Source organism: Streptomyces sp. NPDC043908 (assembly GCF_056435525.1).
Map to the genome: position 1 here is coordinate 133,938 of NZ_JBWKEI010000009.1, position 26,751 is coordinate 160,688.

The following is a 26,751-nucleotide window of genomic DNA, read 5'->3' on the forward strand; positions in this document are numbered from 1 at the left end:
CTGCCGGGGGGAGGGTGTGACGGCGACCGTGCGGCGGGGCCCCGGCACGCGGTCTGTACGGTGTCTCCCCGTAACAGTGAACGTGAACGCGGTTCCGCCTGGGCGGAGTACTTCAGGCGGACGGGGAGTGGAACGTGGCAGGCACCCACATATGGGCCGACACGCTCGACGCGGCAGCGCGGCGGCCTGGCCAGCAGGGACCTGGCCAGCAGGGCCCTGATCACCAGGGGCCTGACCAGCAGGGACCCGATCGTCAGGGACCTGGTCACCGCCCCCGCACCGCCCCCCAAGCCGTACGCGACTCCTGGCGGCGGGCGCGGACCGCGTTGCTGCTCCACATCGCGTTGCGCCTGGCGGGCATAGGCGTGGTGGGTGTCTGGGGGCACCGCAAGGGGCTGGGGCTGCACGAGGTGCTGGCGACCCGGTGGGACTCGGTCTTCTATCTGAACATCGCCCAGCACGGCTACACCAGCCCGATGGTGCCCGGCTGCGGTCTCGGCGGCCCCACCTGCAAGCTCGCCTTCTTCCCCTTCTACCCCGCCCTGATACGGGTCACTTCCGCCGTCACCGGGCTCCCGGCCGGCTGGTCGGCCTGGCTCGTCGCCCTGGCCGCCTCGCTCCTCGCGGCCTGGGGGATCTTCGCCGTCGCCGAGAAGCTGTACGACGCGCGGGTCGCCCTGTTCGCGGTCGCCCTGTACGCCGTCGTGCCCCACGCCCTCGTCCAGTCCATGGCCTACACCGAGCCCGTGTTCACCGCGCTCGCCGCCTGGGCCCTGTACGCGGTGCTGTGCCGGGCCTGGCTCACCGCCGGGGCACTGGCGCTCCTCGCCGGCGCCACCCGCCCCTCGGGTCTCGCCGTCATCGCCGCCGTCGCGCTCAGCGCCGCGTGGCAGCTGCTGCCCGCAGGAGGCAGGCGTACCCCGCAGCTCCTGCCCGCCCGGGGCAGACGCGCGCCGCGCCGCCCCACCGCACGGCTGTACGGTGCGATAGCCCTGGCACCCCTCGGCTGGGGCGCCTTCGTCGTCTGGGTCGGGCGCCGCATGGGCAGCTGGGACGGGTACTTCGTCGAACAGCGCCAATGGGGCTCGACCTTCGACGGCGGCGTCTTCACCGCCCAGCGCCTGCGCGACCTGTTCACCCTCCCCACCCTCACCCTCGACTACGTCGTGGCCGCCGCGACCGTGGTCACCGCCGTCATCCTGCTCGCCGTCCTGGCCCTGCGCCGCCCGCCCCTGGTGATCTGGGTCTACGCCGGCGCCCTCGTCCTCATAGCCGTCGGCGGGGCGGGCTTCTTCCACGCCAAGGCCCGCTTCCTGCTCCCGGCCTTCCCCCTCCTCTTCCCCCTCGCCACCGCGATGGCCCGCGCCCGCCGGACGACCGTGTGGTGCACGCTCACCGGAGCCGCCCTCGCCTCCGCCTTCTACAGCGGGTACCTGACCATGGTCTGGACCCACTCGCCGTAGTCGGCCGCCCTCGCAGCTCCGGCCCGGGCCCGTACTCCGTCAGGTCCGCCCCGGGCCCGTACTCCGTCAGGTCCGCCCCCGGTCTCCGCCGCACCTGCCAAAGTCCCCCGCGCGCGGTTGCCGACGCGGCCCGCCCCGGCACAGGGTCGCGGTGCGGTACGGCCCCGGGTCCCCCGGTACGTACGCGAGGCCGAAGCCGCTCGCAGCGCACCCGTCGACGCAGCACTTGGAGGATCGCGCGATGTCCGAGACCACCCGGCCGCATACGTTCCAGGACGACCACGCGGAGGTGCGGCGGAGCAATCGGGCCGTGGTCGAGCAGTACATGAACTGCCGTGGCGAGGACCGGCTCCGGCGGCACCTGCTGTTCACGGAGGACGGGGTCGGCGGGCTGTGGACCACCGACACCGGTGAGCCCATCGCCATCCGCGGGCGCGACACCCTCGGTGAGCACGCGGTGTGGTCGCTGAAGTGCTTCCCCGACTGGGCGTGGATCAACGTCGAGATCTTCGAGACGCAGGACCCGAACCGGTTCTGGGTGGAGTGCGACGGCGAAGGGAAGATCCTCTTCCCCGGCTACCCCGAGGGGTACTACCGGAATCACTTCCTCCACTCCTTCGAGTTCGAGAACGGGAAGATCAAGCTGCAACGGGAGTTCATGAACCCGAACCAGCAGCTCCGCGCCCTGGGCATCCCCGTCCCCGTGGTCAAGCGCGAGGGCATCCCCACCTGAGCCCGGCCCCCGGTACCCGCGCCCCCCAGGAGACCCCGTTCCATGCATGAGTACACCGTCGTGGACGCCTTCGCCCGCACCCCGCTCGAAGGCAACCCCGTCGCCGTCTTCTTCGACGCCGGGGACCTGCCCGCCGAGGTGATGCAGCGGATCGCCAAGGAGATGAACCTCTCCGAGTGCACCTTCGTGCTTCCCGCCCGGCACGGCGGCCACGCGCGCGTACGGATCTTCACGCCGGTCAACGAGCTGCCGTTCGCCGGGCATCCGATCCTCGGTACGGCGGTCGCCATCGGCCGCCCGCGCAAGGCCGACCGGCTCGTCCTGGAGACCGCCATGGGCGCGATCCCCTTCGAGCTGGTCCACGGCGACGACGCCACTTCCGTACGGATGGCGCAGCCCGTGCCCGTCTGGGAGCCGTACGAGCACGCCGGGGCGCTGCTCGCCGCCCTCGGGCTCGACGCGTCCGTCACGCCCGTCGAGGCGTACCGCAACGGGCCCCGGCACGTGCTCGTCGGCCTGGAGAGCGTCGCCGCGCTCTCCGCGCTGACCCCGGACCACAACGCGCTGCGCGCCTTCCCCGACATGTCGGCGTACTGCTTCGCGGGCTCCGGCACGCACTGGCGCTCGCGGATGTTCTCGCCGGCGTACGGCGTCGTCGAGGACGCGGCGACCGGCTCCGCCGCCGGGCCCGTCGCCATCCACCTGGCACGCCACGGCCTCGCCTCCTACGGGCAGGACCTGGAGATCCTCCAGGGCGTCGAGATGGGCCGCCCGTCCCCGATGTACGCGAACGTCGAGGGGGAGGGGGAGGAGGTCGTCGCGGTGCACGTCGGCGGTCACGGGGCGGTTCTCGCCCACGGCACGATCTACGTGTAGGGAGGCTCCCGCTACGTGTGGGGAGGCTTCCGCTACGTGGGAGGCTCCCGCTGCACCGACCACCGCCCGGCCGCGCCGATCACCGCCCGGCCGCGCCGCCCGCCCCCGCCCGGCAACCCCGCCCCGCGCCCCCCGGGCGCCCCCCTCGCGCCCCGCTCAAGCCCCGCCTCCCCGCCCTGGTCAGCCCCTTTGACCCGGCCTTGACCCGCCCTACCCGGGAACGTAGGTTCGATGGGGGCTCGCGCCCTGTTCCGAGCCTATGGGGGGCGGCGGCAATGGCGGACGGCAAGGCGTTATCGGATTCCCCGGCACTGGCCGTTCTGGAACTGCTCGCCGTCGATGCGCCGCCCGCGCACTTCCAGGAGCTGCTCGACCGCGCCCGCCGCGAGAAGCTGCCCTCCGCGCCGCTGGAGGAACTGGAAAGGGCGACCATGCTCGCCCTGAAGATCCAGGCCTCCGGCCAGCAGCGCCGCCAGCGGGAGTCGGTGATGGCCGATCTGGTCAACACCGTCCACGACATGACGATCCCCTACGACCCCGACAGCCTGCTGGAGGTCATCACCAGCCGCGCCCGACGGCTGCTCGGGTTCGACATGGCGTACATCAGTCTGCGGACGCCGGGCGGCGGTTCGTACGTGCACAGTTCGGACGGCGACACCACCTCGCTCAACGTGGGGCTGGTCGTCGAGAAGAGCCGTGGCCTCGGGGAGCTGGCGCACGAGACCGGCGCGCCCTCCTGGACCTCCGACTACCTCAACGACGACCGCATCCCGCACGGCGAGCAGCTCGACGCGATGGTCCGGGCCGAGGGGCTGCACGCCGTCATGGTGGTGCCGATCCGTCAGGGGGGCGTATCCATAGGGGCGTTGTACGGGGCGGACCGGGTGGTGCGGCACTTCACCCCGGACGAGATCAGCGTCATGCGGTACCTGGCGGACTTCGCCGCGGTCGCCCTGGAGAAGGCCCGGCTGCTCGACCGCTCCCGCAAGGAAATCGTCGCGCTGGAGTCGGCGGGTGTGCGCGCGGACGCCGCCATCGCGCGGCTGCGGCGGCTCGCCGACGCCCGGGCGGAGCTGGCCGCGCTGGTACTGGGCGGCGCGGATCCGCACGAGCTGGCCAAGGCCGCCGCCGCGGCGCTCGGCGCCGGGCTCCTGGTGAGCGATGGGTGCGGGCGCGTCCTCGCCGGCGCGGGTCAGGCGCCGGACCTCGACGAGGCGCGGATACGGGAGGCGGCCCTGGAGACGCACGCGGCGGGCGGCCCGGTCCAGGTCGCCCCGGGCGTGTGGGCGGCCCCCGTCGGCGCGGGCGAGGAGCCCGGCCTGGTGCTGCTGCGGGCCGCGTGGGAGCCCACCGAGGACGAGCGGGCCTTCCTCGGCTTCGTGGGGCAGGCGGTGGCGCTGCTGTTCGCGGTGCGGCGCAGCACGGCCGCGGCGGAGGGGCCGCCGCGCGAGGAGTTCTTCGACGCCCTGCTCACCGCCGCCGCCCAGGCGCCGGACCAACTCGCCCGCCAGGCAAGGCAAGTGGGCCTCGACCCGGACGCGCCGCACGTCGTGGTGGTGGTCCGGCCGGAGGGCGAGGAGCACGGCAAGGCGGTGGTGTGGGCCTCCTCGTACGCCTACCGCGGCTCGGGGCTGATGAAGGCGGACGAGGGCGGCGTGGTGCTGCTGCTGCCCGGCGCCGACGCCTCGGCCGCCGCCCGCGCGGTCTCCGGCGAGCTGTCGCCGCTGCTCACCGGGCCCGTCACGGTGGCCTCGGCGGGCCCCGCCGACTCGCTTCCCTCCGTGGCCCGGGTGTACCAGGAGGCCCGGCGCTGCTTCGACGCGCTGCTGGCGCTGGACGGTGCGGGCAGCGCCGCCTCCCTCGACGACCTGGGCTTCCTCGGGCTGCTGCTCTCCGACGACCAGGACGTCGACGGGTTCGTCGCCTCGGTCCTCGGGCCGGTGCTCGACCACGACGCCGAGCGCATGACGCGGCTGGCGGAGACGCTGGAGGCGTACTTCGCGGCGGGCAGCAGCCCCACCCGCGCGGCGGGCGGTCTGCACGTCCACCCCAACACGGTCACCCGACGCCTGGAACGCATCACCGAGCTGCTCGGCCCCGGCTGGCAGCGGCCCGAGCGCGCCACCGAGGCCCAGCTGGCGTTACGGCTGCTGCGCGCCCGGGACGTACTGCGCCGCAGGCGCGAGGCGCTGCCCGGCCGGCGGGAGGGCGCCGACGGATCTCAGGACACCTTGGGGACGTAGCCCTCCTCCCGTCCGCGCCGCGCCGCGGCCAGGACCTGGAGGGCGTGGGCGGCCGAGGCGAGCGTCATGTGGCAGTGCCAGCCCCGCAGGGAGCGCCCCTCGAAGTCCCGCAGCCCCGCCCGGTCCCCGTGCTCAGCGAAGTCCCGGCCGACCCGGTCGGTCAGCCGGGTCAGGCCCAGCAGCGTGGCGGCGGGCACCCCGCCCATGTTGGTCAGCCACAGCCCGCTCGGCGTCCCGTGCGGCTCCCGCCACTCCCCGAGCAGCGCCAGAGCCCCCTCGCGGGCGTCCCGGGGCACCGGCGTCCCGCCCGGCAGCCCCACCCGTACCTTGACCGCGGTGGCGTGCCGTACGCCCGCGGGGGCGTCCGGGGCGAACGCGCCGACGCGCTGGCGGCGGCCCCGGACCGAGTCGAGGATGCGGTGCGCGGGCAGCGCGCCCGCCGCGAACCCGGCCGGGGCGGGCTCCTCCACGGTGAACAGGGCGCCCGGCCCGACGCGTACGAGCACCGGCACCCCGGCCGCGGCGAACCGCCGTACGACGGCGTCCGGGTCGCGTGCGGGCAGGTCGAGCACCACGGGCAGCAGCGGGGCGCCGCGCAGGTCCGCGAAGTCCAGGGCGGCGGTGGTGGCGCACTCCTCGGGCGTCTCACCGGTGTGGCCGCGGGACCTTCCGCCGGGCGCGCCCGGGGCGCTACCCTCGCCGCCCCCGCCCCGCCGCTCCGGCAGGACCAGCCGCCAGTTCACCGGCGCCGCCGCCTCGGGGGAGGCGCACCACACCCCGAAGGCCTGCTGGCCGTGGAACATCTGGTTGCGGTGCAGGTCGAAGCCGCGGCCCACGCCCACCGAGTGGCTGCCGGACTTGGGGATCGGGGTCTGCCGCACCACCCAGGCGCGCGGGGCGATGAGGTGGCCGACCCAGCAGGCCAGCGCCTCGCGCACCGGGCGCCACTCCCAGGTGGAGTTGCAGATGAAGTGGTGGAGGGTCTGCTCCAGGGTGGGATCGCCCAGGCAGGCCGCCACGTTGCGGATGGAGCGGCGTCCCCTGGCCGTGAGCAGCCCGCGCAGGTACTGCTCGCCCTTGTGGCGCTGGTCCCGCCGGGGCAGGGACGCGAAGAGCGTGCTGCTCAGGTCCCTGAGCATGAACTCCCGCTCGTACATCACCGCGGGCGAGGTGCGGTGCGACGCGGCGGCGGGACGGTACCGGACGGGCCTCGTACGGCCGGCGGGCATGCTCACGGAAACCCCCTGGAAGCTCTGGGCGGCCGGTCGGAGCCACCCCTTCGACCATGGCCGGGGCCGGAGGGAGGGGCGAGGTGCACGGGGCACCCCGTCGCGCCGCCGCGTGGGTGGCTCGCCACTGCCGGCCCGTCCGCGCACCGGTTCCGCGCGGGACGCCACGCGCTACCGTGCGCCCCGGTGGTGACTGCGCCACCGGGGTCCGGCGGCGGGGCACGGCTGTCTCTCCCCCCGCCCGTACGGGACGGACACTCCGTCAAGTCCGGCCCAGGTCCGGCGCGGACGTCACGGAGTCCACGCCACGCCCTTCGGTTTTCCTCCCGCGGTCCGCGAGAGTCGGCGTCCGGCCGCTTCCTGATCCGCCCCTCGGGTGAGCGGTGCCACGCCACGCAGGGAGGCTTCAGGTGAACAGCGTCCACACGTTCCTCCGCTCGTTGCCCGCGGTGCAGCAACCGGACTGGCAGGGCCACCCCGAGCTCGTCCGCGTACGGCGGGAGCTCGCCGGGCTGCCGCCGCTCGTCGAGGCGGATGACGTGGACCGGCTCCGCGGGCGGCTGGCCGAGGTCGCCGCCGGGCGGGTCCAGGTCGTGCAGTGCGGCGACTGCGCGGAGGACTGGGCGGAGAGCGGCCACGGGGACGTGGCCCGCAAGGCGGGGCTGCTCGACGTGCTCGCCGGGGTCATGCGGATGACCTCGCACAAGCCGGTGCTGCGGGTGGGACGGCTGGCCGGCCAGTACGCCAAGCCGCGCTCCCGCCCGACCGAGACGGTCGCCGGGGTCGAACTCCCCGTCTACCGGGGCCACATGGTCAACGATCCCGAGCCGGACCCCGAGCTGCGCCGGCCCGACCCCACCCGGATGCTGACCGGCTACCGGGCGGCGCGCGGCATCCTGGAGCTGCTCGGCTGGAGCGGCCCGGGGCGCGGGGCGCGGCACGAGGCGCCGGTGTGGACGAGCCACGAGGCGCTGCTGCTCGACTACGAACTGCCGCTGCTGCGCGCCCGGGACGACGGCCGGCCGCTGCTCACCTCCACCCACTGGCCGTGGGTCGGCGAGCGCACCCGGCGGCTCGACGGCGCCCATGTGGCGCTGCTCGCGGCCGTCGCCAACCCGGTGGCCTGCAAGGTCGGCCCGTCGACGACCTCGGCGGACCTGCTGGCGCTGTGCGAGCGGCTCGACCCCGGCCGGGAGCCCGGCCGCCTCACGCTCATCGCCCGGATGGGCGCGGACACCGTGGGGGAGCGGCTTCCGGCGCTGGTGGCGGCGGTGCGCGCGGCGGGTCACCCGGTGATCTGGCTGACCGACCCGATGCACGGCAACACCGTCGCCGGCCCCGACGGGCTCAAGACGCGGCTGGTGAAGACGGTCGTCCGCGAGGTCGTGGAGTTCCACCGGGCGGTCACCACGGCGGGCGGCACCGCCGGCGGCATCCATCTGGAGACCACCCCCGACGACGTCACCGAGTGCGTCACCGACCAGGACCGGCTGCACGAGGTCGGCGACAAGTACACGAGCTTCTGCGACCCGCGGCTCAACCCGCGCCAGGCGGTCGCGGTGGCCTCGGCCTGGCTCGGCTGACCCCGGCCCGGCCGCCCCGCCCCTGGACGTACGCCGTGAACGTACGCCGTGAACGTACGCACGCCGAGTCCGACCGCGCACCCGTACCGGCACAGCGAAAGGATCCTTCATGGCGGGCCTGCCCACCATCGACCCGTATCCGATGCCCGCCGAGGGCGACCTCCCCGCGAACACCGCGCCCTGGACGGTCGATCCCGCCCGGGCGGTGCTCCTCGTCCACGACATGCAGCGCTACTTCCTGCGGCCGCTGCCGGCGGACCAGTCGCCCGGCGGCCCCCTGCTGCGCAACACCGTGCTGCTGCGCGAGAGCTGCGCCGCCGCGGGCATCCCGGTCGCCTACACCGCCCAGCCGGGCGGGATGAGCGAGCGGGAGCGCGGGCTGCTGAAGGACTTCTGGGGCCCGGGCATGCGGGTCACCCCGGAGGACCGCCAGATCGTCGACGAGCTGGAACCCGGCCCGGACGACTGGCTGTTCACCAAGTGGCGCTACAGCGCGTTCTTCCGGTCGGACCTGCTGGAGCGGATGCGCACGGCCGGCCGCGACCAGCTGGTGCTCTGCGGGGTGTACGCGCACGTGGGCGTGCTGATGACGGCGGTGGAGGCGTTCACCCACGACATCCAGCCCTTCCTCGTCGCGGACGCGGTCGCGGACTTCGCCGAGCGTCACCACCGCCTCGCCCTGGAGTACGCGGCCGGGCGCTGCGCGGTGGTCACCACCACCAAGGCGGTCCTCGCCGAACTCGCCCCCGTGGACGGGGCGCACCGATGAGCGACGGCCGCCTCCCGGCGGACGGGGACCGGCCGGGCCCGGACCGGCTGAGACGGGAGCCGCTGGACCGCGACCCGCTGGGCCATGACCCGCTGGACCGCGACCCGCTGGGCCATGACCCGCTGGACCGCGACCTGCTCGGCCGTGTGCTGGACCGCGCCCCCGCCGCGTACGCCCTGCTGCACCGGCCCGAGACGGTGGGCCGGGACGTCCTGGAGGTGCTGCTCGGGGAGGTCGGCGCCGTCGACACGCTGGCCGCGATCCCGGTGCCCGGGGCGCCCGCCGGGCCGGGCGCCCGTCACGAGGTGCTGGCGGTCGTGCCGTACCGGCAGATCGTCGAGCGCGGCTTCGCCGGCACCGACGACGGCGAGCCGCTGCTCGTGATGTCCGTGGCCGAGCAGGGCACCCTGCCGCTGGCCGAGGCCCTGCGGCGGCTGCCCGACGAGCCGGTCGTCCTCACCGGCGGCCGCTTCGACGTGGACGACGACAACTACGCCGCGATCGTGCGCGAGGTCGTCGAGCGCGAGATCGGCACCGGGGAGGGCGCCAACTTCGTCGTCAAGCGCGCGTTCGTCGCGGACATCACGCCGTACACCCCGCACAGCGCGCTGTCGTTCTTCCGGCGGCTGGTGGAGCGGGAGTCCGGCGCGTACTGGACGTTCCTGGTGCACACCGGCGGGCGCACCTTCGTCGGCGCGAGCCCCGAACGCCATGTCAGCCTGCACGGGGGCACCGCCGTGATGAACCCGGTCAGCGGCACCTACCGCTACCCGGCGGCCGGCCCCGACCTGCCCGGCGTGATGGCCTTCCTGGCCGACCGCAAGGAGGCGGACGAGCTCTACATGGTCGTCGACGAGGAGCTCAAGATGATGGCGCGGATCTGCGAGGGCGGGGGCCGGGTCGTCGGCCCGTACCTCAAGGAGATGGGGCGCCTCGCCCACACCGAGTACGTCATCGAGGGCCGCACCTCCCACGACGTGCGCGACATCCTGCGCGAGACGATGTTCGCCCCCACCGTCACGGGCAGCCCGCTGGAGAGCGCCTGCAAGGTGATCACCCGGTACGAGCCGGAGGGGCGCGGCTACTACAGCGGGGTCATGGCCCTCATCGGCCGCGACGCGCACGGCGGGCGCACCCTGGACTCCGCCATCCTCATCCGTACCACCGACATCAGCGCCGAGGGGCGGATCGGCATCGGCGTCGGCGCGACCCTGGTGCGCCACTCCGACCCGCTGAGCGAGGTCGCCGAGACCCGGGCGAAGGCCGCGGGGCTCCTCGCCGCCCTGGACGCGGACGAACCCGCCGCTCCCGGCGCGGCCGGTGCCGGACGGTTCGCCGCGCACCCGCGGGTGCGCGAGGCGCTGGAGCGGCGCAACGACCGTATCGCCCGCTTCTGGCTGCGCGACCCCGCCCGGCGGGCCGCGCCCGTCGAGGAGCTGGCCGGGCGCCGGGTGCTGATCGTCGACGCGGAGGACACCTTCACCGCGATGATCGGCCACCAACTGGCCTCCCTGGGGCTTGAGGTGACGGTCCGCCGCTTCGACGAGCCGTACGGTTTCGAGGGCCACGACCTGGTCGTCATGGGTCCCGGCCCCGGTGACCCCCGGGAGACCGGCCACCCCAAGATCGCCCATCTGCGGGCGGCCGTGACCCGGCTCCTCGACGAGCGGCGCCCGTTCGTCGCGGTCTGCCTCAGCCACCAGGTCCTCGCCACCCTCCTCGGCCTCGGCCTGGCCCGGCGCGAGACCCCGAACCAGGGCGTCCAGAAGGAGATCGACCTCTTCGGCGCGTACGAGCGGGTCGGTTTCTACAACACGTTCGCCGCCCGCAGCGCCGACGACAAGCTCACCCACCCCGAGTACGGCGTCATCGCGGTCAGCCGCGACGCGGACACCGGTGAGGTGCACGCGCTGCGCGGCCCCGGGTTCGCCTCGATGCAGTTCCACGCCGAGTCGGTGCTCACCGAGGACGGCGTACGCGTCCTCGCCGAGGCGCTGACGGCGGTGGTCCGCTCCAGCCCGGGCGGCCTCCTGCCGGGCTGAGGCGGCGTCTATGTTACGAGGAGCCCCGCGCCCCGCACCCGCCGCCAAGGAGGGCCCTCGTGCCGCCGTACACCCCCGCCGCCGCCGAAGCGCTCCTGACCGCGCCCGGGGCGCCCTTCGCCGTCGAGCGGGGGCCGGACGGGGTGCTCCTCTACACCGGGGGCCCGCGGACCCTGCGCGAGTTCGTGGAGGTCACCTGGGCGTACGGGGACCGGCCCTTCCTCGTGGCGGAGAGCGGCACGTACACCTACGGGGAGTTCTTCGCGGCGGCCTCTGCGCTGGCCCGGCGGCTGGTGGAGGAGTACGGGCTGCGCCGGGGCGACCGCGCGGCGGTGGCGATGCGCAACCTCCCCGAGTGGCAGATCGCGTTCTGGGCCACCCAGCTCGCCGGGCTGGTGGCGGTGCCGCTGAACGCCTGGTGGACCGCGTCCGAGCTGGGGTACGCGCTCGACGACTGCGCGCCCGGCGTGCTGCTCGTGGACGGGGAGCGGGCGGAGCGGGTCGCGGACTGGGCACGCGCGGCGGGGGTGCGGGGCATCGTCTTCCGGGGCGCGGGCGCGCCTCCGCCGGGCTTCGAGGCGTACGAGGACCTGGGCGCGCCCGACCCGGCGGCCGGGCCGCCGGACGTCACGGTGTCGCCGGACGACGACGCCACGATCATCTACACCTCCGGCACCACCGGCCGCCCCAAGGGGGCCGTGGCCACGCACCTCGCTCAGGCGGGGGCGGCAATGAACCCCCGCTTCCACGCGGCGGCCTCCGCGCTCGGCCGGGGCCTGGTGCCGGGGCAGGGGCCCGCGCCGGTGTCCCTGGTCACCTATCCGTTCTTCCACGTCGCGGGGTTCAGCGGCTTCTACTCGGTGATGGGCGCGGGCGGCACCCTGGTCATGATGCGCGCGTGGGACGCGGGCCGGGCCCTCGCCCTGATCCGCGAGCACGGCGTGACGCACTACGCGGGCGTCCCCACCACCGCCCTCCAGCTCCTCGACGAGGCCGAGCGGGCGGGCGACCCGATGGAGTCGCTGCGGATGTTCAACACCGGCGGCTCCACCGCGCCGCCCACCCTGGTGGAACGGCTCACCGCGCGGTACGGGGAGCGGATGGAGCCGCGCAACGGATACGGGCTGACCGAGACCAGCGGGGGCGTGCTGGCCAACTTCGGCGCGGAGTACCGGCGGTGGCCGGACAGCGTGGGCCGCCCGACGCCCACCACCGAGGTGCGGGTCGTCGGCGAGGACGGCGCCGACGTGCCCGAGGGCGAGGTCGGCGAGCTGTGGCTGCGCGCCCAGGCGAACGTACGGGGCTACTGGAACGACCCCGACGCCACCGCACGCGCCTTCGTCGGCGGCTGGTTCAGGACCGGTGACCTCGCGGTGGCGCGGGACGGCCGGATCGCGGTGGTCGACCGGATCAAGGACATGGTGATCCGGGGCGGCGAGAACGTCTACTGCGTGGAGGTCGAGTCCGTCCTCCACGGCCATCCGGCGGTGCTGGACGCGGCGGTGGTGGGGGTGGCGCACGCGGAGCTGGGCGAGGAGGTGGCGGCGGTGGTGCGGGTGGCCTCGCCGGTCGCGCCGGAGGAGCTGCGGGCGTACGCGGCGCGGGTCCTGGCCGCGTACAAGGTGCCCGCGCACGTGCTGGCCCGGACGGGACCGCTGCCGCGCAACGCGACGGGGAAGGTGCTGAAGCGGGAGCTGCGGGCGGAGGTGGAGGGCTGGCTGCGGGGCTGAGAACCCCCGAGGGCGGCCGCCCCGGCTGCGGCCCGTGGGCGCCCGGCCGCGCAGTTCCCCGCGCCCCTGAAACGTCGGCCTTCGTCTGCGGGCCGGTGGGTGGCTGGTCGCGCAGTTCCCCGCGCCCCTGAAACGTCGGCCTTCGTCTGCGGGCCGGTGGGTGGATGGTCGCGCAGTTCCCCGCGCCCCTAAAGGCTTGTGGCTGAGCCAAACCGTTCCGGTGGAAGCCTGTGGCTCAGCCAACTGTTCCGGCTGCGGGCAACCCCCTAGGGGCGCGGGGAACTGCGCGAGCAACCGACGCCGACCCGCAGACGAAGTCCGGGCCGATAAGGGGCGCGGGGAAGTGCGCCATCGGCTGGGCACGGGCCACAGGCACGAAAGTTCCGGCCGCCCGCCCGAGGGCTTTCGGGGAGGGGCGGGGTGGGGGTCCTCCCGGGGGTCAGGGATCCTCACCCCCGGGTGACCCGCACGCGGTAGTTCCCCAGCTCGTCCGCCCCCAGGACCGACACCCGCACCCCCCGCTCCCGGTCCGTGAACGTCTCCCCGGAGGCGAAGGGCGCGTCGGACAGCTCCGCGTGGACATTGGGCCGCCGCGTACACCCCCCGCTGTCCTTCGCGCTGTCGGCGACGGTGATCGGCCCGCGCCCGGTGTCGACGTCCGTACTGACGCGGTACACCAGCACCCCCGGCTTGCACACCGCCTCGTCGTTCCCGGTCCGCGTCCGCACCTCCACCGCGTATCCGCTCTCGTCCGACAGGGGTACGAACACCAGCTTGCGGCCCGTCCCGGGAGCGGCCAGCGGGGTCAGCAGGTACTCGGTGGCCCCGGCCCCCGCCGCGCACCCCACCTGCGCGTTGTCCAGCCACCCCAGCTTCCACTTGTGCCAGCCGAGCAGGTCGTTGTTGGCGCCCCAGTCCTCGGACATGATGTCCCAGTGGCCGACCGCGCCCCCGCCCTCGGGCGTGTAGAGGTCGGGCAGCCCGAAGACATGGCCGTTCTCGTGCGGCAGCACCCGGTAGCCCGTCTCGCGGTACGAGCCGGACCCGTCGTCCTGGCGGCTGTAGACGAAGGACGTGTTGGAGAGCGGGACGCCGTCCGCGAGCGGCGCGTCCTCGTTCCCGGAGAACGTCACCGACAGCACGGTGTCCAGCGCGGACGGCCCCGCGTTCGGCGACATCAGGATGTTCACCAGGTCGTACGCCGCGAAGTTCACCCGGGAGTCGGCCGCCGCCACGATGTCCTTGACCAGCCGCCGGTAGCCCGGCTCGTACGGCGAGCCGCGTTCTATGCCGTACGCGGCGAAGGACTGCGGCATCCGCAGCCACTGCGGGAGGGGGGCGTCGGGGCGGTAGTCGAGCCGTCCGTAGGAGGCGGTGCGGAACCACTGGGTGGTCTGGGGGAAGAACTCCGCGTACCGGCTCAGCGCGGACTCGGTGCCCTGCGCGTCCGGGAAGTCGACCATCAGGGTCAGGGCGCGGATCGTGCCCGTGGAGTGGGTGTAGCCGGGCGGGGTGGGCAGGCCCTCCGACATCTGCACCCCGAGAGTGGCGTTGATCCGGCACGGGGCGAGCGCGGTCTCGCCGCCGGTGGCCACCGGGCCGGCCGACGCCCGCAAGGGGGGCATCAGGGTGGTGCTGCCCGCGGTCATCGAGGCGAGCACGGCGGCGGCGAGGGCCGCGCCCGCGACGGTGCGGCGGCGGCGCGGGTCGCGCGGCCCGCCGGGTATCCGACGGCGCTGTCTGCCGGACTCCTCCATGCGCACTCGCCTTCGCCCACGGCAGCCGGCCGCTCCGGGCTGCGCTCGTGCGATCACCCTGTGTCGGGCGTGTCGGGGGCGCGCGCTGGGTGGGCCGGGCGTGTGGTTTTCCGGCCCGGAAGGTGTGACTCAGGTCACAGGAAACAGGGCCCGGAGCCGGAAATAACCGGGGAGCGTTTCCCCGTTTGCACCTGTGTCCCGCCGAAACGGGGAGAGCCTCCCCGGTTCCGGTCCGGACGACGACTTCGTACGCAGCAGAAGGAGCACGCCGTGTCCACCGCCACCCCGAGCACCGCAGCGGAGCCCCGTCGCGCCCCGCGGCCGCGGGCCGACGCCCTGCGCAACCGGGAGCGGATCATCACGGCCGCGCGCGAGATGTTCGTCGAGGAGGGCGCCATGGTGCCGCTCGACGAGATCGCCAAACGCGCGGGCATCGGCAACGCCACGCTCTACCGGCACTTCCGCGACCGCACCGAGCTGATCACCAGCGTGGTGCTCGCGGTCATGGAGCGGGGGGCGGTGGCCGCGGAGACCGCGACCGCCGAGGAGCCCGACGCCTTCGCCGCGCTGCGCCGGTTCGTCTTCAACGCGGCCGACGAGCGCATCGGTGCCCTGTGCCCGATGCTCTCCGAGAGCTTCGACAAGGACGTGCCGGAGCTGAACGCCGCCCGGGAACGCCTCGACGGGGCCGTGAGGGTCCTGATGGCGCGGGCCCGGCGCAGCGGCCAGTTGCGCGACGACGTCGACGTGGGCGATCTGATGGTCGCCCTCACCCAGCTCACCCGGCCGCTGCCGGGCACCGCGTGCCCGAACATGGACCGGTTCGTCCACCGCCATCTCCAGCTCTTCCTCGACGGGCTCATGGCCCCGGCGCGGTCCGAGCTGCCGGGGACGGCGGCGACCATGCAGGACCTCAGCCAGCCCTGACCGACCCGCGTCCGGGCGGCGAGTCCGCTCCGCGCACCAGCCCTGAGTACCCAGACCCCAGCACGTACTTCGCACAACGCACTCTGCTCATCGCACCATCACGTCCCAAGGTGGCTACACCCATGTCGAAAACCGTCGAGGCTCGCCAGCACGAGCCCCAGGACCTCGCTCCTGACCCCAGTCGCTGGAAGGCCCTCGCCTTCATCGCGCTCGCCCAGCTGATGGTCGTGCTCGACGCGACGATCGTGAACATCGCCCTGCCCTCCGCCCAGACCGACCTGGGCATCTCCGACGGCAACAAGCAGTGGGTCATCACGGCCTACGCCCTCGCCTTCGGCGGTCTGCTGCTCTTCGGCGGCCGTATAGCCGACCTCTGGGGACGCAAGCGCACCTTCGTCGTCGGTCTGCTCGGCTTCGCCGCGGCCTCCGCGCTCGGCGGCGCGGCCACCGGCCAGGCCATGCTGCTCGGCTCCCGCGCGCTCCAGGGCGCGTTCGGCGCGCTGCTCGCGCCCGCCGCGCTCTCCCTGCTCGCGGTGATGTTCACCGACGCCAAGGAGCGCGCCAAGGCGTTCGGCATCTACGGCGCGATCGCCGGTGGCGGCGGCGCCGTCGGTCTCATCCTCGGCGGCTTCCTCACCGAGTACCTGAACTGGCGCTGGACCTTCTTCGTCAACATCCCGTTCGCGATCGTCGCTGCTGCCGGTGCCTACTTCGTGATCCGCGAGCCCTCCGGCACCCGCAACCGCTCGCCGCTGGACGTCCCGGGCGTGGTCCTGTCCACCCTCGGCCTGGTCGCGCTGGTCTACGGCTTCACCCGCGCCGAGTCGGCCGGCTGGTCGGACACGCTGACGGTGACGATGTTCGTCGCGGCCGTCGTGCTGCTGGCCGGGTTCGTCGCCACCGAGGCCCGGGTCAAGCACCCGCTGCTGCCGCTGCGCGTCATCACCAACCGCAACCGGGGCGGGGTCTACCTCTCCCTCGGCCTCGCGATCATCGCGATGTTCGGCCTCTTCCTCTTCCTGACGTACTACCTCCAGGTCGTGAAGGGCTACTCGCCGGTCAAGACCGGCTTCGCGTTCCTGCCGATGATCGCGGGCATGATCACCGGATCCACCCAGATCGGTGCCCGGCTGATGACCCGGGTGCCGCCGCGCCTGCTGATGGGCCCCGGCTTCCTGACCGCCGGCATCGGCATGCTGATCCTCACCCAGCTCCAGATCGACACCTCCTACGCCGGGCTGATCCTGCCGGCGCAGCTGCTGCTCGGCCTGGGCATGGGCACCGCGTTCATGCCGGCCATGTCGCTGGCCACCATCGGGGTCGAGCCGCGTGACGCGGGTGTCGCCTCCGCCATGGTCAACACCTCGCAGCAGGTGGGCGGCGCCATCGGTACGGCCCTGCTGAACACCATCGCCGCCTCCGCCACCACGGCGTACGCCACCTCGCACGCCGCCGGTGCCAAGAGCGTGGAGCTGCTGAAGCTCCAGGCGATGGTGCACGGCTTCACCAGTGCCATCTGGTGGGCGGTCGGCATCCTGGTGGTCGCCTCGGCGATCGCGGTCACCTTCATCAACACCGGCCGCCCCGACACCGGTTCGCTCACCGGCTCCGGTGACGGCGAGGGCGCCGAGGACGAGATCCGGGTGCCGGTGATCGCCCACTGACGCCGACCGCCTACGTGGGGGACGCGTAAGCGGGAAGCAGAGCACACACCAGACGCGGACCTGTCCGGCTCAGCGGAGCCAGGGCAGGTCCGCTCCCGCGTCCTTGGGCTGGAGGCCCTCGGCGATCACTCGCATGATCTGCCCGAGCTGCTCGGCCTGTTCGGGCGTGAGCCGGTCGAACATCGCCTGGCGCACGGCGGCCACGTGGCCCGGCGCGGTGCGCTCCAGGACCTCGAAGCCCTCGTCGGTGAGCGCCGCGAACTGGCCGCGCTTGTCGGAGGGGCAGTCCTCGCGCCGCACCCAGCCGTTCTTCTCCAGCCGCGCGATCGCGTGCGAGAGCCGGGAGCGGGTGATCTTGGCGCCGATGGCCAGCTCGGTCATCCGCAGCCGCCGCCGGGGAGCCTCGGAGAGCTGGATGAGCAGCCCGTAGTAGATGTGCGGCATCCCGGCGTCCCGCTGGAGCTGGCGGTCGAGATGGTCTTCCAGAAGCGTGGTGGCGTGGAGGTAGGCACGCCAGGTGCGCTGCTCGTCGTCGCTGAGCCAGCGCGGCTCCTCGGCGGGGGTGGTGGTCATGGATTCCACTGTACCGGCGCTTCTTGAAAGTTGAACAAGATACCACCTGTCCGCTCCTTTCCCCCACCCCGTTGCTGTTGGGCCGAGAGGGGTACCAGGGAACCAGGGCAGTCTGGACATCCTGAGCAACCAGGAGGCGGCGCGGGTCGTCTTCACGGTGGGAGAGAACGGAAACGGGGAGGGCTCTTCCGAGGTGAAGGCAACTGTTTCGGATGTGACGCCGGTCTCACCGGGGCGGCGCTCACGGTCCGGGGTCGAAGACTCCGGCACCGGGCCTGACCTGCGCCTCTGTACGTTCCCGCAGCATCCGTGCGGCACTGGTGGCGGCACAGGGTACTGCATGATCCGGAAATCGATGGTCCGGACGGGAATTCTGTCCGGATTCCAGCCGTTGTTTCCATCGGATGCAGGGCACCCGGGAGGGTGTCGCGACCTACACAGCAAGGGAGCACGCATGGCAACCCGCGCCGTCGCCCGCCGGACCGCAAGCAGCGGATCCGAGTCGGGGAGCAGTGTTCGCGCCGTCAGCGGCGAGATCGCCGACCGCGACCTGGTCGGGATGTACCTCGACGAGATCGCGCGGACGCCGCTGCTCGACGCCGCCAAGGAGGTCGAGCTCTCCCAGACCATCGAGGCAGGGGTCTACGCACGCCAGATCCTCGACGGAGAGGTGGAGAGCAAGGCCGGCGGCGCCTCCCGCGAGGAGCTCGAAGCCCTGGTCGCCGCAGGTGACCGGGCCAAGGACCTCTTCATCCGCTCCAACCTCCGCCTCGTCGTCGCCGTGGCCCGGCGCTATCCGAGGGCCGGTCTGCCGCTGCTCGACCTGATCCAGGAGGGCAACGCGGGCCTGGTCCGCGCGGTGGAGAAGTTCGACTACGCCAAGGGCTTCAAGTTCTCGACGTACGCGACCTGGTGGATCCGCCAGGCCATCACGCGCTCGATAGCCGACCAGTCCCGCACCATCCGCCTCCCCGTCCACCTGGTGGAGGAGCTGGGCCGTATCCGCCGCGTCCAGCGCGAGTTCAACCGGGAGAACGGCAGGGACCCGGAGGCCGCCGAGGTGGCCGCGGAGCTGGGCTCCACCCCGGAGCGCGTGGCCGACGTCCTGGACTGGGCGCGCGACCCGGTCTCGCTCAACATGGCGGTGGACGACCAGGGCGAGACCCAGTTCGGGGACCTCCTGGAGGACACCTCGGCGATCTCCCCCGAGCAGTCGGTGCTCACGCTGCTGCGCAGCGAGGAGCTCGACGACCTGATCGGCAAGCTCGACCAGCGCACCGCCTCGATCATCAAGATGCGGTACGGAATCGACGACGGCCGCGAGCGCACGCTGACGGAGGTCGGCAAGGAGCACGGCCTGACCCGCGAGCGCATCCGCCAGATCGAGAAGCACGCCCTGCTGGAACTGAAGAAGATGGCACGGGACACGGGCTTCGACGCGGCGGCGTAACGATCCGCCCAGGCCCACCCCCCCCAAGACGAGCCCCCGGCACCCCCCCCGGGTGCCGGGGGCTCCCCCCTGCCCGGGGCGAGGCTCGGGGCCTGTTCGGGCTGCGGCCGGGGTTCCTCCGTGCCGGGGTGGGGCCCGGGGCAGCGAGGGACTGCTCGGCTGCGGCCGGGCGCCTCCCTGCCCAGGGTCGGGCCCCCGTGACCTCGGGGCTACTCGGGCTGGGGTCAGGCTGCCCAGGGTCGGGCCCCCGTGACCTCGGGGCTACTCGGGCTGGGGCCCCGCCGCCCGGGTGAGCCGGGCTCCCAGATCCGCCAGATAGTCCGTCAGCGCCCCCGGTGACTCCACCGCGAACTCGCAGTCCACCAGCGCCAGCCGGATCGCCACCCACTCCAGCGACTCCGTCACCCGCGCCCGCAGCCGGCACCGCGCCGGGCCGAGCGGCACCGGCGCCCCCATCGACGCGGTGAGCCGCGCCGTCACGAAGTCGGCGGGCGCCTCGAACGTCACGTCCAGGTCCAGCTCTGGCTGCATCCGCGACAGCGACCGGCTCACGAACTCCGCCGCGTCCTGCGCGGGCAGCTCCCGGGGCGCGAACCGCGACCCCGTCGCGAAGGGGGAGGCCACCCGGTCGACCCGGAACGTACGCCAGTCCTCGCGCTCGATGTCGTACGCGACGAGGTACCAGCGCCGTCCCGTCGACACCAGCCGGTACGGCTCGACCATGCGGCGCGACTCGCTGCCGTCGCCCTTGCGGTAGTCGAAGCGGAGCCGCTCCGTCCCGGTGACGGCCGAGGCCATCACGGTCAGCGTGTGCGGGTCGACGCTCGCCCCGTCGCCGCGCCACGGCCCGGTCAGCGGCATCGTGGCGGCCTGGAGGGTGGCGACCCGGTGCCGCAGCCGGGACGGCAGCACCTGCTCCAGCTTGGCCAGCGCCCGTACCGACGCCTCCTCCACCCCGTCGACCGCGTGCCCCGCGCCCGCCCGCAGCCCGACCGCGATGGCCACCGCCTCCTCGTCGTCGAGGACCAGCGGCGGCATCGCCTTCCCGGCCACCAGCCGGTACCCGCCGTCGGCGCCCAGGGTCGCCTGGACGGGATAGCCCAGCTCGCGCAGCCGGTCCACGTCACGGCGGACCGTGCGTCGCGAGACGCCGAGGCGCTCGGCGAGTTCGCCGCCGGGCCATTCGCGGGGCGTCTGGAGCAGGGAGAGGAGCTGGAGCAGCCGAGCCGGGGTGTCCGTCATGAGACCCAGGATGCGGGAAAATTAGGACGCGGACTGACCTACATAGGGTCTAGCTTCTTTTCCATGACCTCCACCACGCCCACACCTCCAGAAGCCGCGGCCCCCGGCACAGCGGCCGCCGTGAACGACCGCCGACGGTGGTTCGCCCTGGCCATCGTGATGACCGCGGCCTTCATGGACCTGGTCGATGTCACGATCGTCAACGTAGCGATCCCTTCGATCCAGAAGGACACCGGGGCGACCTTCGCCTCGATCCAGTGGATCACCGCGGGATACGCCCTGGCCTTCGCCGCCGGTCTGATCACCGGTGGCCGCCTCGGTGACATCCACGGCCGCAAGAAGCTCTTCCTCATCGGCATGACGGGCTTCACCATCGCCTCGGCGCTCTGCGGCCTCGCCGCCAACCCCGAGATGCTGGTCGCCTCCCGCATCCTCCAGGGGGCGATGGCCTCCCTGATGGTGCCGCAGGTCCTGTCGATCATCCACGCCACCTTCCCGGCCGAGGAGCGCGGCAAGGTGTTCGGCATGTTCGGCGCGGTCATCGGCCTGGGCGCGGTCTCCGGCCCGATCCTGGGCGCGCTGCTGACCGAGTGGAACCTGTTCGGGCTGGAGTGGCGGCCGATCTTCCTGATCAACCTGCCCGTCGGTGTCGCCGGTCTGGTCCTGGGCGCCAAGTTCATCACCGAGTCCAAGGCACCCAAGGCCCTCAAGCTCGACCTGGTGGGCGTCGCGCTGGTCACCCTCGGTCTGCTGATGCTGCTCTACCCGCTGACCCGCGGCCGCGAGCTGGGCTGGCCGCTGTGGGGCCACCTCTCGATGGCAGGCAGCCTCGTCGTCTTCGGCGCGCTGGTGGCGTACGAGCGGGTCAAGGCGCGCAAGGACGGCTCGCCGCTGGTGGAGCTCTCGCTGTTCCGGGTGAAGAGCTTCGCGGCGGGCATCGCGGTGCAGATGACGTTCGGCCTCGCCATGGGCATCTTCTTCCTGGTCTGGACGCTGTACATGCAGATAGGCCTCGGCTGGAGCGCGCTGCGGGCCGGTCTGACCGGTATCCCGTTCTCCATCGCCATGTCGGCCGCGGCGGGCATGTCCGTCCAGTCGCTGGTGCCCAGGTTCGGCCGCAAGGTGCTCCAGGCGGGCGCGCTGGTGACCGCCCTCGGCCTGCTCATCTACATCTGGGAGGCGCGCCACTACGGGATGGACATCGAGTCCTGGCAGATGGCGCTGCCGCTGGTGGTCCTCGGCGTCGGCATGGGCCTGATCGTCGCCCCGCTCACCGACGCGGTCCTCTCCGAGGTCCCGCAGGAGCACGCGGGCTCCGCGTCCGGCCTGATCAACACCGTGCAGCAGATGGGCAACGCGCTGGGCCTCGGCCTGGTCTCGGTGGTCTTCTTCGGCGCGATCGACGACGACCTGCCGTTCGCCGAGATCGGCCCGGCCTTCTCGGACGCCTTCCAGCGCTCGCTGTGGGTCGTGGCGGGCGTCTGCGCGCTGATCTTCATCGGGATGTTCCTGCTGCCGGCCCGGCCCAAGCAGCACCTGGAGGGCGGCGCGGACGCGGAGCCGTCCGACGACGTCGCCAAGGAGCCGGCGCTGACGCCGTGACAGCGCGGGCGAACGGGTATCGCCCCGGCGCCGCGGGTGGGTAACGCCACGACGACGCCGGGCCGGTGAGGCCACGACGACGCCGGGCCGGGTGGAGAGACCTCCACCCGGCCCGGCGTCGTCGTTTTCCCCGGCCGGATCAGGAGACCCGCGTGCGCCGCTCCATCGCCGTCCGCGCCGCGTCCTGCGCCGCGTACACCTCGCACATGTGGCGGCCGTCCGGGGTCGCCGTGTGCTCGACCTCCCACAGGCTCAGCTCGGCGCCGTCGCGGAGCAGGAACGCGTGCTCGTACAGGATGGCGCCGCCGCGCCCGGCCGACCCGCCGTGCCCGCCCAGGGCCCGGGTGATGCGGTGGGCGACGGCGCCCCGCAGTAAGCGGGCCACGCTCTCGCCGGGCCGGTCCGGGTTCTCGGCGCGGCGCAGCAGCCGCCGCGCGTGGTCGGCCGAGCCGTCCGCCTCGTACGTCCCGCGCGCCCCGGCGCGCTCCACCGGCGCCAGCCCGCCGAGGACTTCGACCCCGGTGAGCCCCGGGTCGAGGCCGTCGTCCGCCGGCCCGGCCGCCAGGTCCGGCCGGACCCGCCGGCACAGCCGGGCCGCGGCGAGCACGGCGCTCTCCTCGTCCGCGTACACCTCGTTGCCCCGGGCGTGCACGACCTCCCAGAGGGTGACCGTGGTGCCGTCGAGGAGGAGATAGGTGTGGCGGTAGGTCTCGCGGCTGAGCCGGGGGCGGCCGGGGCCGCCCGAGGCGTGCAGCGACGAGTGCAGCGAAGTGGTGTGCGCGAGGGCCGAGTCGAGGCTCTCCACCAGCTCGTCCGGAAGGTCGAACGAGTTCAGCGCGCGGCCGAGCAGGCCGGCGAGGTGGTCCTCGGCCGTCTCGTACTCGCACTCGTTGGGCACCAAGGCGTCTCCCCGCCGTAGCTGTTCGTCACGTAGAGGGTGCTCAACGTAGCCCTTGCGCGCGCTTCGCGCAGCGGGCATGGCCGAAACATTCTCATCGGCTTGGAACGGCCCCGTGCGGCGGGAGAGTCGGCCCGGGGCGGGGCCCCGGGCCGAGGCCCGACGGGACGTCAGACGGCGCTGCCCGCCTGCCACTCGGCCCACGCCATGTTCCAGCCGTTCAGGCCGTTGTCGGGGGCGATCGTCTTGTCCGGCGAGCCCTTCACGGAGACCACGTCACCGATCAGCGAGTGGTCGAAGAACCACTTGGCGGGAGTGTCGCCCTGGGCGCCCCGGACGTCCTTGAGCCCCACGCACCCGTGGCTGGTTCCCGTGTTGCCGAACGGGTCGCCCTTGTACCAGTAGTTGCCGTGCAGGAAGGTGCCCGAGGTGGACAGGCGCATCGCGTGCGGTACGTCCTTGATGTCGTACTCGCCGCCGAAGTTGACCGTGGCGCCGTTCATCCGGGTCTCGGTGAACTTCTCGGAGATCACCATCTGCCCGTTGTACGTGCTGTGTTCGGCGCTTCCGGTCGAGACGGGCAGCGTCTTGACCGTTTTGCCGTCCTGCTGCACGGTCATCTTCTGCGTCCGGGCGTCGACCGTGGAGACCTGGTTGCGGCCGATGGTGAAGGTGACGGTCTTGGACTGCACGCCGGATATGCCCTGGCCGCCCTGGACGCCGTCCAGGTCGATCTTCATCGTCACCTTGGACCCGGCCTTCCAGTACTCCTGCGGCCGGAAGTCCAGGCGCTGCCCGCCGAACCAGTGGCCGACCACCTGCTGGCCGCTGCTGGAGCTGACCGTGATGTGCGACTGGACGGCCTTCTTGTCGGTGATCGTCTTGTCGAAGGTGAACGAGACCGGCATGCCGACGCCGACCGTCGCGCCGTTGTCCGGCGTGTAGGTGCCGATGAAGCTGTTCTTCGAGGAGACCGTGGTGAAGGCGGAGTTCTCGGTCGCGGGCCGCCCCTTGTCGTCCTTGCCGGTCGCCATGATCTTGTACGGGGTGCCGCGCTCCACCTTCGCGGTGGGCTTCCAGGACAGTCCGTCGGCGGCGAGCGCGCCGGCCACGGCCTTGCCGGTCTGCGCCTCGACCATGGTGACCTGGGTGAGCTTGCCGCCCTGGGCGGTGACGGCGGTGCTGTTGACGCTCGCGTTGGTGGAGCCGTTCTTCGCCGAGATCGTGATCTTCAGCGTGGAGACGTCCTGGGCGGGGGCCGAGTCGCCGCCCTTGCCCTTGCCGTCACCCTTGTCGGAGCCGGAGGCGCTGCCTCCGCACGCGGTCAGGGTCAGGGCGCCGAGCAGCAGGGCCGACGCGGCGGTGAACGCCCGCCGCCGGGCGCGCAGTTGCTGCGGGGTGCGGGACTGCGGCTGCGCGGCGGTGTCGGGCGAGATCACGTGGTTGCTCCATCTGTGCGTACGTCACTCAGTACGTGCACAGAGCACTCACACGGCCCTTACGGTTGCGAGCGCGCTCTGTGACTCACGCCACAGGGGGAGGTGCCGGGAGCGGCCGGCGGAGGCCCCGGCACTCCAGGGTGATGGCCGCGAACGGTCGGTCGGCGCCGGCGGCGAGGCGGGAGAGCGCCGCCAGGCGCCTCAACTCCCGTACAGATCCCGGTACGACGGGAACGTCCCGCCGGGTCCCTCCACCCCCTCGGCCGCCAGCACGGCCTTGGTGACCGCCCGCGCCACCACGTCCGCGCCCGCCGCGAGCACCGCGTTGAGGTCGACCGGCGACAGTGGCGCGCCGGTGCCGGTGCCGGTGCCCGTGCCGGTGGAGGTGGAGGTGCCGGTGGCGAGGGCGAAGACCGTGTCGCCGTCGTGCATCAGATGCACCGGCCGGGTCGCCCGGGCCAGCCCGTCGTGCGAGGTGCCCGCGAGCTTCTGCGCCTGCGGGCCGGTGAGCGGCGCGTCGGTGGCGACCACCGCGAGCGTGGTGTTCAGGGGCGGCAGCCCGGAGGTGGCGCGGGCCCGGCCGAGCCGCTCCATGGCCGCCTCGTGGACCGCCGGTTCGGGGTACGCGACGCGCCCCGGCGCCCCGTACAGCGCCCCCGTCGCGGGGTCGAACACCGAGCCCACGCAGTTGACGACGACCAGCGCCCCGACGGTGGCGCCGCAGGGCAGGGTGGCGCTGGCGGTGCCGACCCCGCCCTTGAGTCCGCCCGCCACCGCCCCGGTCCCGGCGCCGACGCAGCCCTGGGCGACGTCGGGGCCCGCCGCCTCGGCGGCGGCCCGGCCGGTGGCCGCGCCCGGGCGGGCGTGCCAGTCGCCGCCGCGCCCGAGGTCGAAGACGCAGGCGGCCGGGACGACCGGCACCACCTGGTGCGGCTCGGGCCCCACCCGCACCCCGCGCCCCCGCTCCTCCAGCCAGGCCGTCACACCGCCCGCCGCGTCCAGTCCGTACGCGCTGCCGCCCGTCAGCACCACGGCCTCGATCCGCTCGACGACGTTGCGCGGGTCGAGCGCGTCGGTCTCCCGGGTGCCGGGCCCGCCGCCGCGCACATCGACGCCCGCGACGGCGCCGGGGGCCGGGGCCAGGACGACGGTGGTCCCGCTCAGGGCCCGCTCGCCGGGGACGCGGGCGTGCCCGACGAGGAAGCCGGGCACGTCCGTGAGGGAGTCGGCCCCGGGGGTCTTCGCGGTGTCAGCCATGACCGTCGACCCTATGGCCCTCTCCCTCCCCGTCGCGACCGGTCAGCGCCACGCCCACCGCCACGGTGGCCGCGGCCACCAGACCGGCGGCGAGCACGGCCCCGTGCCCGGCGAACGTGCAGGCCAGCGTCGCCACCGCCGAGACGGGCAGGACCAGCTGCTGGGCGAGGGTGCGCTTGAAGTGGCGCGAGTGCAGCGCCCACACCGTGAGCATGAACAGGGCGGCGGGCACGGTGACGGCGGCCGACGCCGCCGCCGTGGAGATGTGCGCCTTGCCGACGGCCTGTTCGACCGCCACCTCCATCCCGGCCCCGATGGCGGCGGCCGAGCCGAGGATGACGAAGTGCCCGTACCCCCAGGCGAACGCCTGCCGGTTGGAGGTGAGATGACCGGCGATCGGCACGGCGAAGTAGATCCACCAGGCCGCGAAGACGATCAGCAGCCCGCCGCCCGCGAGCGGCAGCAGCTCGCCCAGGGCCTCGTGCTCGTCGAGCGCCTCCTGTACGGCGACGGTGGCGGCGGCGACCGTCTCGCCCAGCACGATCAGGGTGAACAGGCCGTACCGCTCGGCGATGTGGTGCGGATGCCAGGTGCTCTGCGCGTCCCGCTCGGCGATCACGGGTACGGCGATCTCGGCCAGGGCCAGCACCGCGAACACCCAGGAGCGGGTGGCGCCGTGCGGCACGAAGAGCAGCCCGACCCAGCCGAGCTGGCACACGACGAGCCCGGCGGCGTACCGCAGCGCCATCAGGCGCTCGCCCGGGTCCGCCGCGTTGCGCGCCGCGCGCAGCCACTGGCTGGTCAGGGCGAGCCGCATCACGATGTAGCCGATGACGCAGACGGTGAAGTCGCTGTCGTCGAAGGCGCGCGGCACCCCGGCGGCGAGGATGAGGACGCCGGTGATCTGCACCAGCGTGACGACGCGGTAGAGCACGTCGTCGCTGTCGTACGCCGAGGCGAACCAGGTGAAGTTCATCCAGGCCCACCAGATGGCGAAGAAGACGGCGGTGTAGCCGGCCAGCCCGGCGCCGAGGTGGCCCTCGGCGAGCGAGTGGACGAGCCGGGCGCCGGCCTGCGCGACGGCGACGACGAAACAGAGGTCGAAGAAGAGTTCCAGCGGGGTCGCCGCGCGGTGTTCCTCGTGGCGGCTGCGTGCGGTCATGCGGGGCATGGGCCAAGGAGATCAGACGCGGACGCCGGGACAGCGGCACCGGGGGGTGCCGGGCGGGTTGACCGGGCCCGGTGCGCGGCTCCCCGGCCGGCGAGCGGCCCGG

General features: G+C 73.5%; 20 protein-coding genes. 12 read left to right on the top strand and 8 right to left on the bottom strand.

What is annotated here, in order from left to right:
• The first annotated feature begins 326 nt into the window (after positions 1-326).
• The 4 genes from AC069K_RS20860 (at position 327) to AC069K_RS20875 (ending at position 5,315) form a co-directional block, all read left to right on the top strand.
• Positions 327-1,463, top strand: coding sequence for a glycosyltransferase family 39 protein (locus AC069K_RS20860; RefSeq protein ID WP_478618358.1), 1,137 nt, complete (start codon positions 327-329; stop codon positions 1,461-1,463).
• Between the two features lie 241 nt (positions 1,464-1,704).
• A complete protein-coding gene (locus AC069K_RS20865) occupies positions 1,705-2,196 on the top strand; it encodes a PhzA/PhzB family protein (RefSeq protein ID WP_478618360.1) in 492 nt (163 codons plus the stop codon).
• A gap of 42 nt (positions 2,197-2,238) precedes the next feature.
• Positions 2,239-3,072, top strand: a complete 834-nt coding sequence (locus tag AC069K_RS20870; protein ID WP_478618363.1) for a PhzF family phenazine biosynthesis protein — start codon at positions 2,239-2,241, stop codon at positions 3,070-3,072.
• 275 nt (positions 3,073-3,347) lie between these two features.
• Positions 3,348-5,315 carry a helix-turn-helix domain-containing protein gene (locus tag AC069K_RS20875; RefSeq protein WP_478618366.1) on the top strand — a complete coding sequence of 656 codons (1,968 nt, stop codon included), beginning with the start codon at positions 3,348-3,350 and terminating at the stop codon, positions 5,313-5,315.
• Here AC069K_RS20875 and AC069K_RS20880 read toward each other — a convergent pair.
• Positions 5,294-6,544: an IS701 family transposase gene (locus tag AC069K_RS20880; RefSeq protein ID WP_478618744.1), complete on the bottom strand. Its 1,251-nt coding sequence runs from the start codon at positions 6,542-6,544 to the stop codon at positions 5,294-5,296. The genes AC069K_RS20875 and AC069K_RS20880 overlap by 22 nt on opposite strands.
• Before the next feature lie 410 nt (positions 6,545-6,954).
• On the opposite strand from AC069K_RS20880, the gene AC069K_RS20885 reads away from it, so the two are divergent.
• The 4 genes from AC069K_RS20885 to AC069K_RS20900 all read left to right on the top strand — a co-directional run bounded on the left by AC069K_RS20885 (position 6,955) and on the right by AC069K_RS20900 (position 12,668).
• Positions 6,955-8,127 carry a 3-deoxy-7-phosphoheptulonate synthase gene (locus AC069K_RS20885; RefSeq protein ID WP_478618369.1) on the top strand — a complete coding sequence of 391 codons (1,173 nt, stop codon included), beginning with the start codon at positions 6,955-6,957 and terminating at the stop codon, positions 8,125-8,127.
• A 109-nt stretch (positions 8,128-8,236) separates the two neighbouring features.
• Entirely contained in the window at positions 8,237-8,896 is a 660-nt protein-coding gene (locus AC069K_RS20890; RefSeq protein WP_358837026.1) for an isochorismatase family protein, read from the top strand.
• Entirely contained in the window at positions 8,893-10,938 is a 2,046-nt protein-coding gene (locus tag AC069K_RS20895) for an anthranilate synthase family protein (protein WP_478618373.1), read from the top strand. The genes AC069K_RS20890 and AC069K_RS20895 overlap by 4 nt, the downstream gene beginning before the upstream one ends.
• Positions 10,939-10,997: 59 nt before the next feature.
• The gene (locus AC069K_RS20900) at positions 10,998-12,668 is read left to right on the top strand and encodes a class I adenylate-forming enzyme family protein (protein WP_478618376.1); all 1,671 of its coding nucleotides are present in this window, start codon (positions 10,998-11,000) and stop codon (positions 12,666-12,668) included.
• Positions 12,669-13,117: 449 nt separating this feature from the next.
• On the opposite strand, the gene AC069K_RS20905 is transcribed toward AC069K_RS20900, so the two are convergent.
• Entirely contained in the window at positions 13,118-14,425 is a 1,308-nt protein-coding gene (locus tag AC069K_RS20905; protein ID WP_478618379.1) for a M6 family metalloprotease domain-containing protein, read from the bottom strand.
• A 270-nt stretch (positions 14,426-14,695) separates the two neighbouring features.
• On the opposite strand from AC069K_RS20905, the gene AC069K_RS20910 reads away from it, so the two are divergent.
• Complete coding sequence (locus tag AC069K_RS20910) at positions 14,696-15,352, top strand: TetR/AcrR family transcriptional regulator (protein ID WP_358836069.1); 657 nt, start codon at positions 14,696-14,698, stop codon at positions 15,350-15,352.
• Between the two features lie 122 nt (positions 15,353-15,474).
• Positions 15,475-17,016: an MFS transporter gene (locus AC069K_RS20915; protein WP_358836068.1), complete on the top strand. Its 1,542-nt coding sequence runs from the start codon at positions 15,475-15,477 to the stop codon at positions 17,014-17,016.
• A gap of 69 nt (positions 17,017-17,085) precedes the next feature.
• Here AC069K_RS20915 and AC069K_RS20920 read toward each other — a convergent pair whose 3' ends face one another.
• The gene (locus AC069K_RS20920; RefSeq protein ID WP_358836067.1) at positions 17,086-17,598 is read right to left on the bottom strand and encodes a MarR family winged helix-turn-helix transcriptional regulator; all 513 of its coding nucleotides are present in this window, start codon (positions 17,596-17,598) and stop codon (positions 17,086-17,088) included.
• A 445-nt stretch (positions 17,599-18,043) separates the two neighbouring features.
• On the opposite strand from AC069K_RS20920, the gene AC069K_RS20925 reads away from it, so the two are divergent.
• Complete coding sequence (locus AC069K_RS20925) at positions 18,044-19,039, top strand: sigma-70 family RNA polymerase sigma factor (RefSeq protein ID WP_358836066.1); 996 nt, start codon at positions 18,044-18,046, stop codon at positions 19,037-19,039.
• A 261-nt stretch (positions 19,040-19,300) separates the two neighbouring features.
• On the opposite strand, the gene AC069K_RS20930 is transcribed toward AC069K_RS20925, so the two are convergent.
• Complete coding sequence (locus AC069K_RS20930; protein WP_478618386.1) at positions 19,301-20,281, bottom strand: helix-turn-helix transcriptional regulator; 981 nt, start codon at positions 20,279-20,281, stop codon at positions 19,301-19,303.
• Between the two features lie 63 nt (positions 20,282-20,344).
• On the opposite strand from AC069K_RS20930, the gene AC069K_RS20935 reads away from it, so the two are divergent.
• Positions 20,345-21,883 carry an MFS transporter gene (locus AC069K_RS20935; RefSeq protein WP_478618389.1) on the top strand — a complete coding sequence of 513 codons (1,539 nt, stop codon included), beginning with the start codon at positions 20,345-20,347 and terminating at the stop codon, positions 21,881-21,883.
• A gap of 139 nt (positions 21,884-22,022) precedes the next feature.
• Here AC069K_RS20935 and AC069K_RS20940 read toward each other — a convergent pair whose 3' ends face one another.
• From AC069K_RS20940 to AC069K_RS20955, 4 genes are all read right to left on the bottom strand, one after another.
• Positions 22,023-22,784 (bottom strand): DUF6227 family protein, encoded by a 762-nt coding sequence (locus AC069K_RS20940; protein ID WP_478618392.1) that lies wholly within the window; start codon positions 22,782-22,784, stop codon positions 22,023-22,025.
• A gap of 167 nt (positions 22,785-22,951) precedes the next feature.
• A complete protein-coding gene (locus AC069K_RS20945) occupies positions 22,952-24,217 on the bottom strand; it encodes a L,D-transpeptidase (RefSeq protein ID WP_478618747.1) in 1,266 nt (421 codons plus the stop codon).
• Positions 24,218-24,421: 204 nt separating this feature from the next.
• A complete protein-coding gene (locus AC069K_RS20950) occupies positions 24,422-25,477 on the bottom strand; it encodes a P1 family peptidase (RefSeq protein WP_478618395.1) in 1,056 nt (351 codons plus the stop codon).
• Positions 25,470-26,639, bottom strand: a complete 1,170-nt coding sequence (locus AC069K_RS20955) for a low temperature requirement protein A (protein ID WP_478618398.1) — start codon at positions 26,637-26,639, stop codon at positions 25,470-25,472. Before AC069K_RS20955 ends, AC069K_RS20950 begins: the two co-directional genes overlap by 8 nt.
• Positions 26,640-26,751 lie beyond the last annotated feature (112 nt).

Excerpts from the sequence above, each read along its gene's own strand:
- AC069K_RS20870 (WP_478618363.1), top strand. The coding sequence starts at position 2,239 with ATGCATGAGTACACCGTCGTGGACGCCTTCGCCCGCACCCCGCTCGAA.
- AC069K_RS20865 (WP_478618360.1), top strand. The coding sequence starts at position 1,705 with ATGTCCGAGACCACCCGGCCGCATACGTTCCAGGACGACCACGCGGAG.
- AC069K_RS20930 (WP_478618386.1), bottom strand. The coding sequence starts at position 20,281 with ATGACGGACACCCCGGCTCGGCTGCTCCAGCTCCTCTCCCTGCTCCAG.
- AC069K_RS20880 (WP_478618744.1), bottom strand. The coding sequence starts at position 6,544 with ATGCCCGCCGGCCGTACGAGGCCCGTCCGGTACCGTCCCGCCGCCGCG.
- AC069K_RS20875 (WP_478618366.1), top strand. The coding sequence starts at position 3,348 with ATGGCGGACGGCAAGGCGTTATCGGATTCCCCGGCACTGGCCGTTCTG.
- AC069K_RS20915 (WP_358836068.1), top strand. The coding sequence starts at position 15,475 with ATGTCGAAAACCGTCGAGGCTCGCCAGCACGAGCCCCAGGACCTCGCT.
- AC069K_RS20895 (WP_478618373.1), top strand. The coding sequence starts at position 8,893 with ATGAGCGACGGCCGCCTCCCGGCGGACGGGGACCGGCCGGGCCCGGAC.
- AC069K_RS20905 (WP_478618379.1), bottom strand. The coding sequence starts at position 14,425 with ATGGAGGAGTCCGGCAGACAGCGCCGTCGGATACCCGGCGGGCCGCGC.
- AC069K_RS20935 (WP_478618389.1), top strand. The coding sequence starts at position 20,345 with ATGACCTCCACCACGCCCACACCTCCAGAAGCCGCGGCCCCCGGCACA.
- AC069K_RS20890 (WP_358837026.1), top strand. The coding sequence starts at position 8,237 with ATGGCGGGCCTGCCCACCATCGACCCGTATCCGATGCCCGCCGAGGGC.
- AC069K_RS20950 (WP_478618395.1), bottom strand. The coding sequence starts at position 25,477 with ATGGCTGACACCGCGAAGACCCCCGGGGCCGACTCCCTCACGGACGTG.
- AC069K_RS20955 (WP_478618398.1), bottom strand. The coding sequence starts at position 26,639 with ATGACCGCACGCAGCCGCCACGAGGAACACCGCGCGGCGACCCCGCTG.
- AC069K_RS20925 (WP_358836066.1), top strand. The coding sequence starts at position 18,044 with ATGGCAACCCGCGCCGTCGCCCGCCGGACCGCAAGCAGCGGATCCGAG.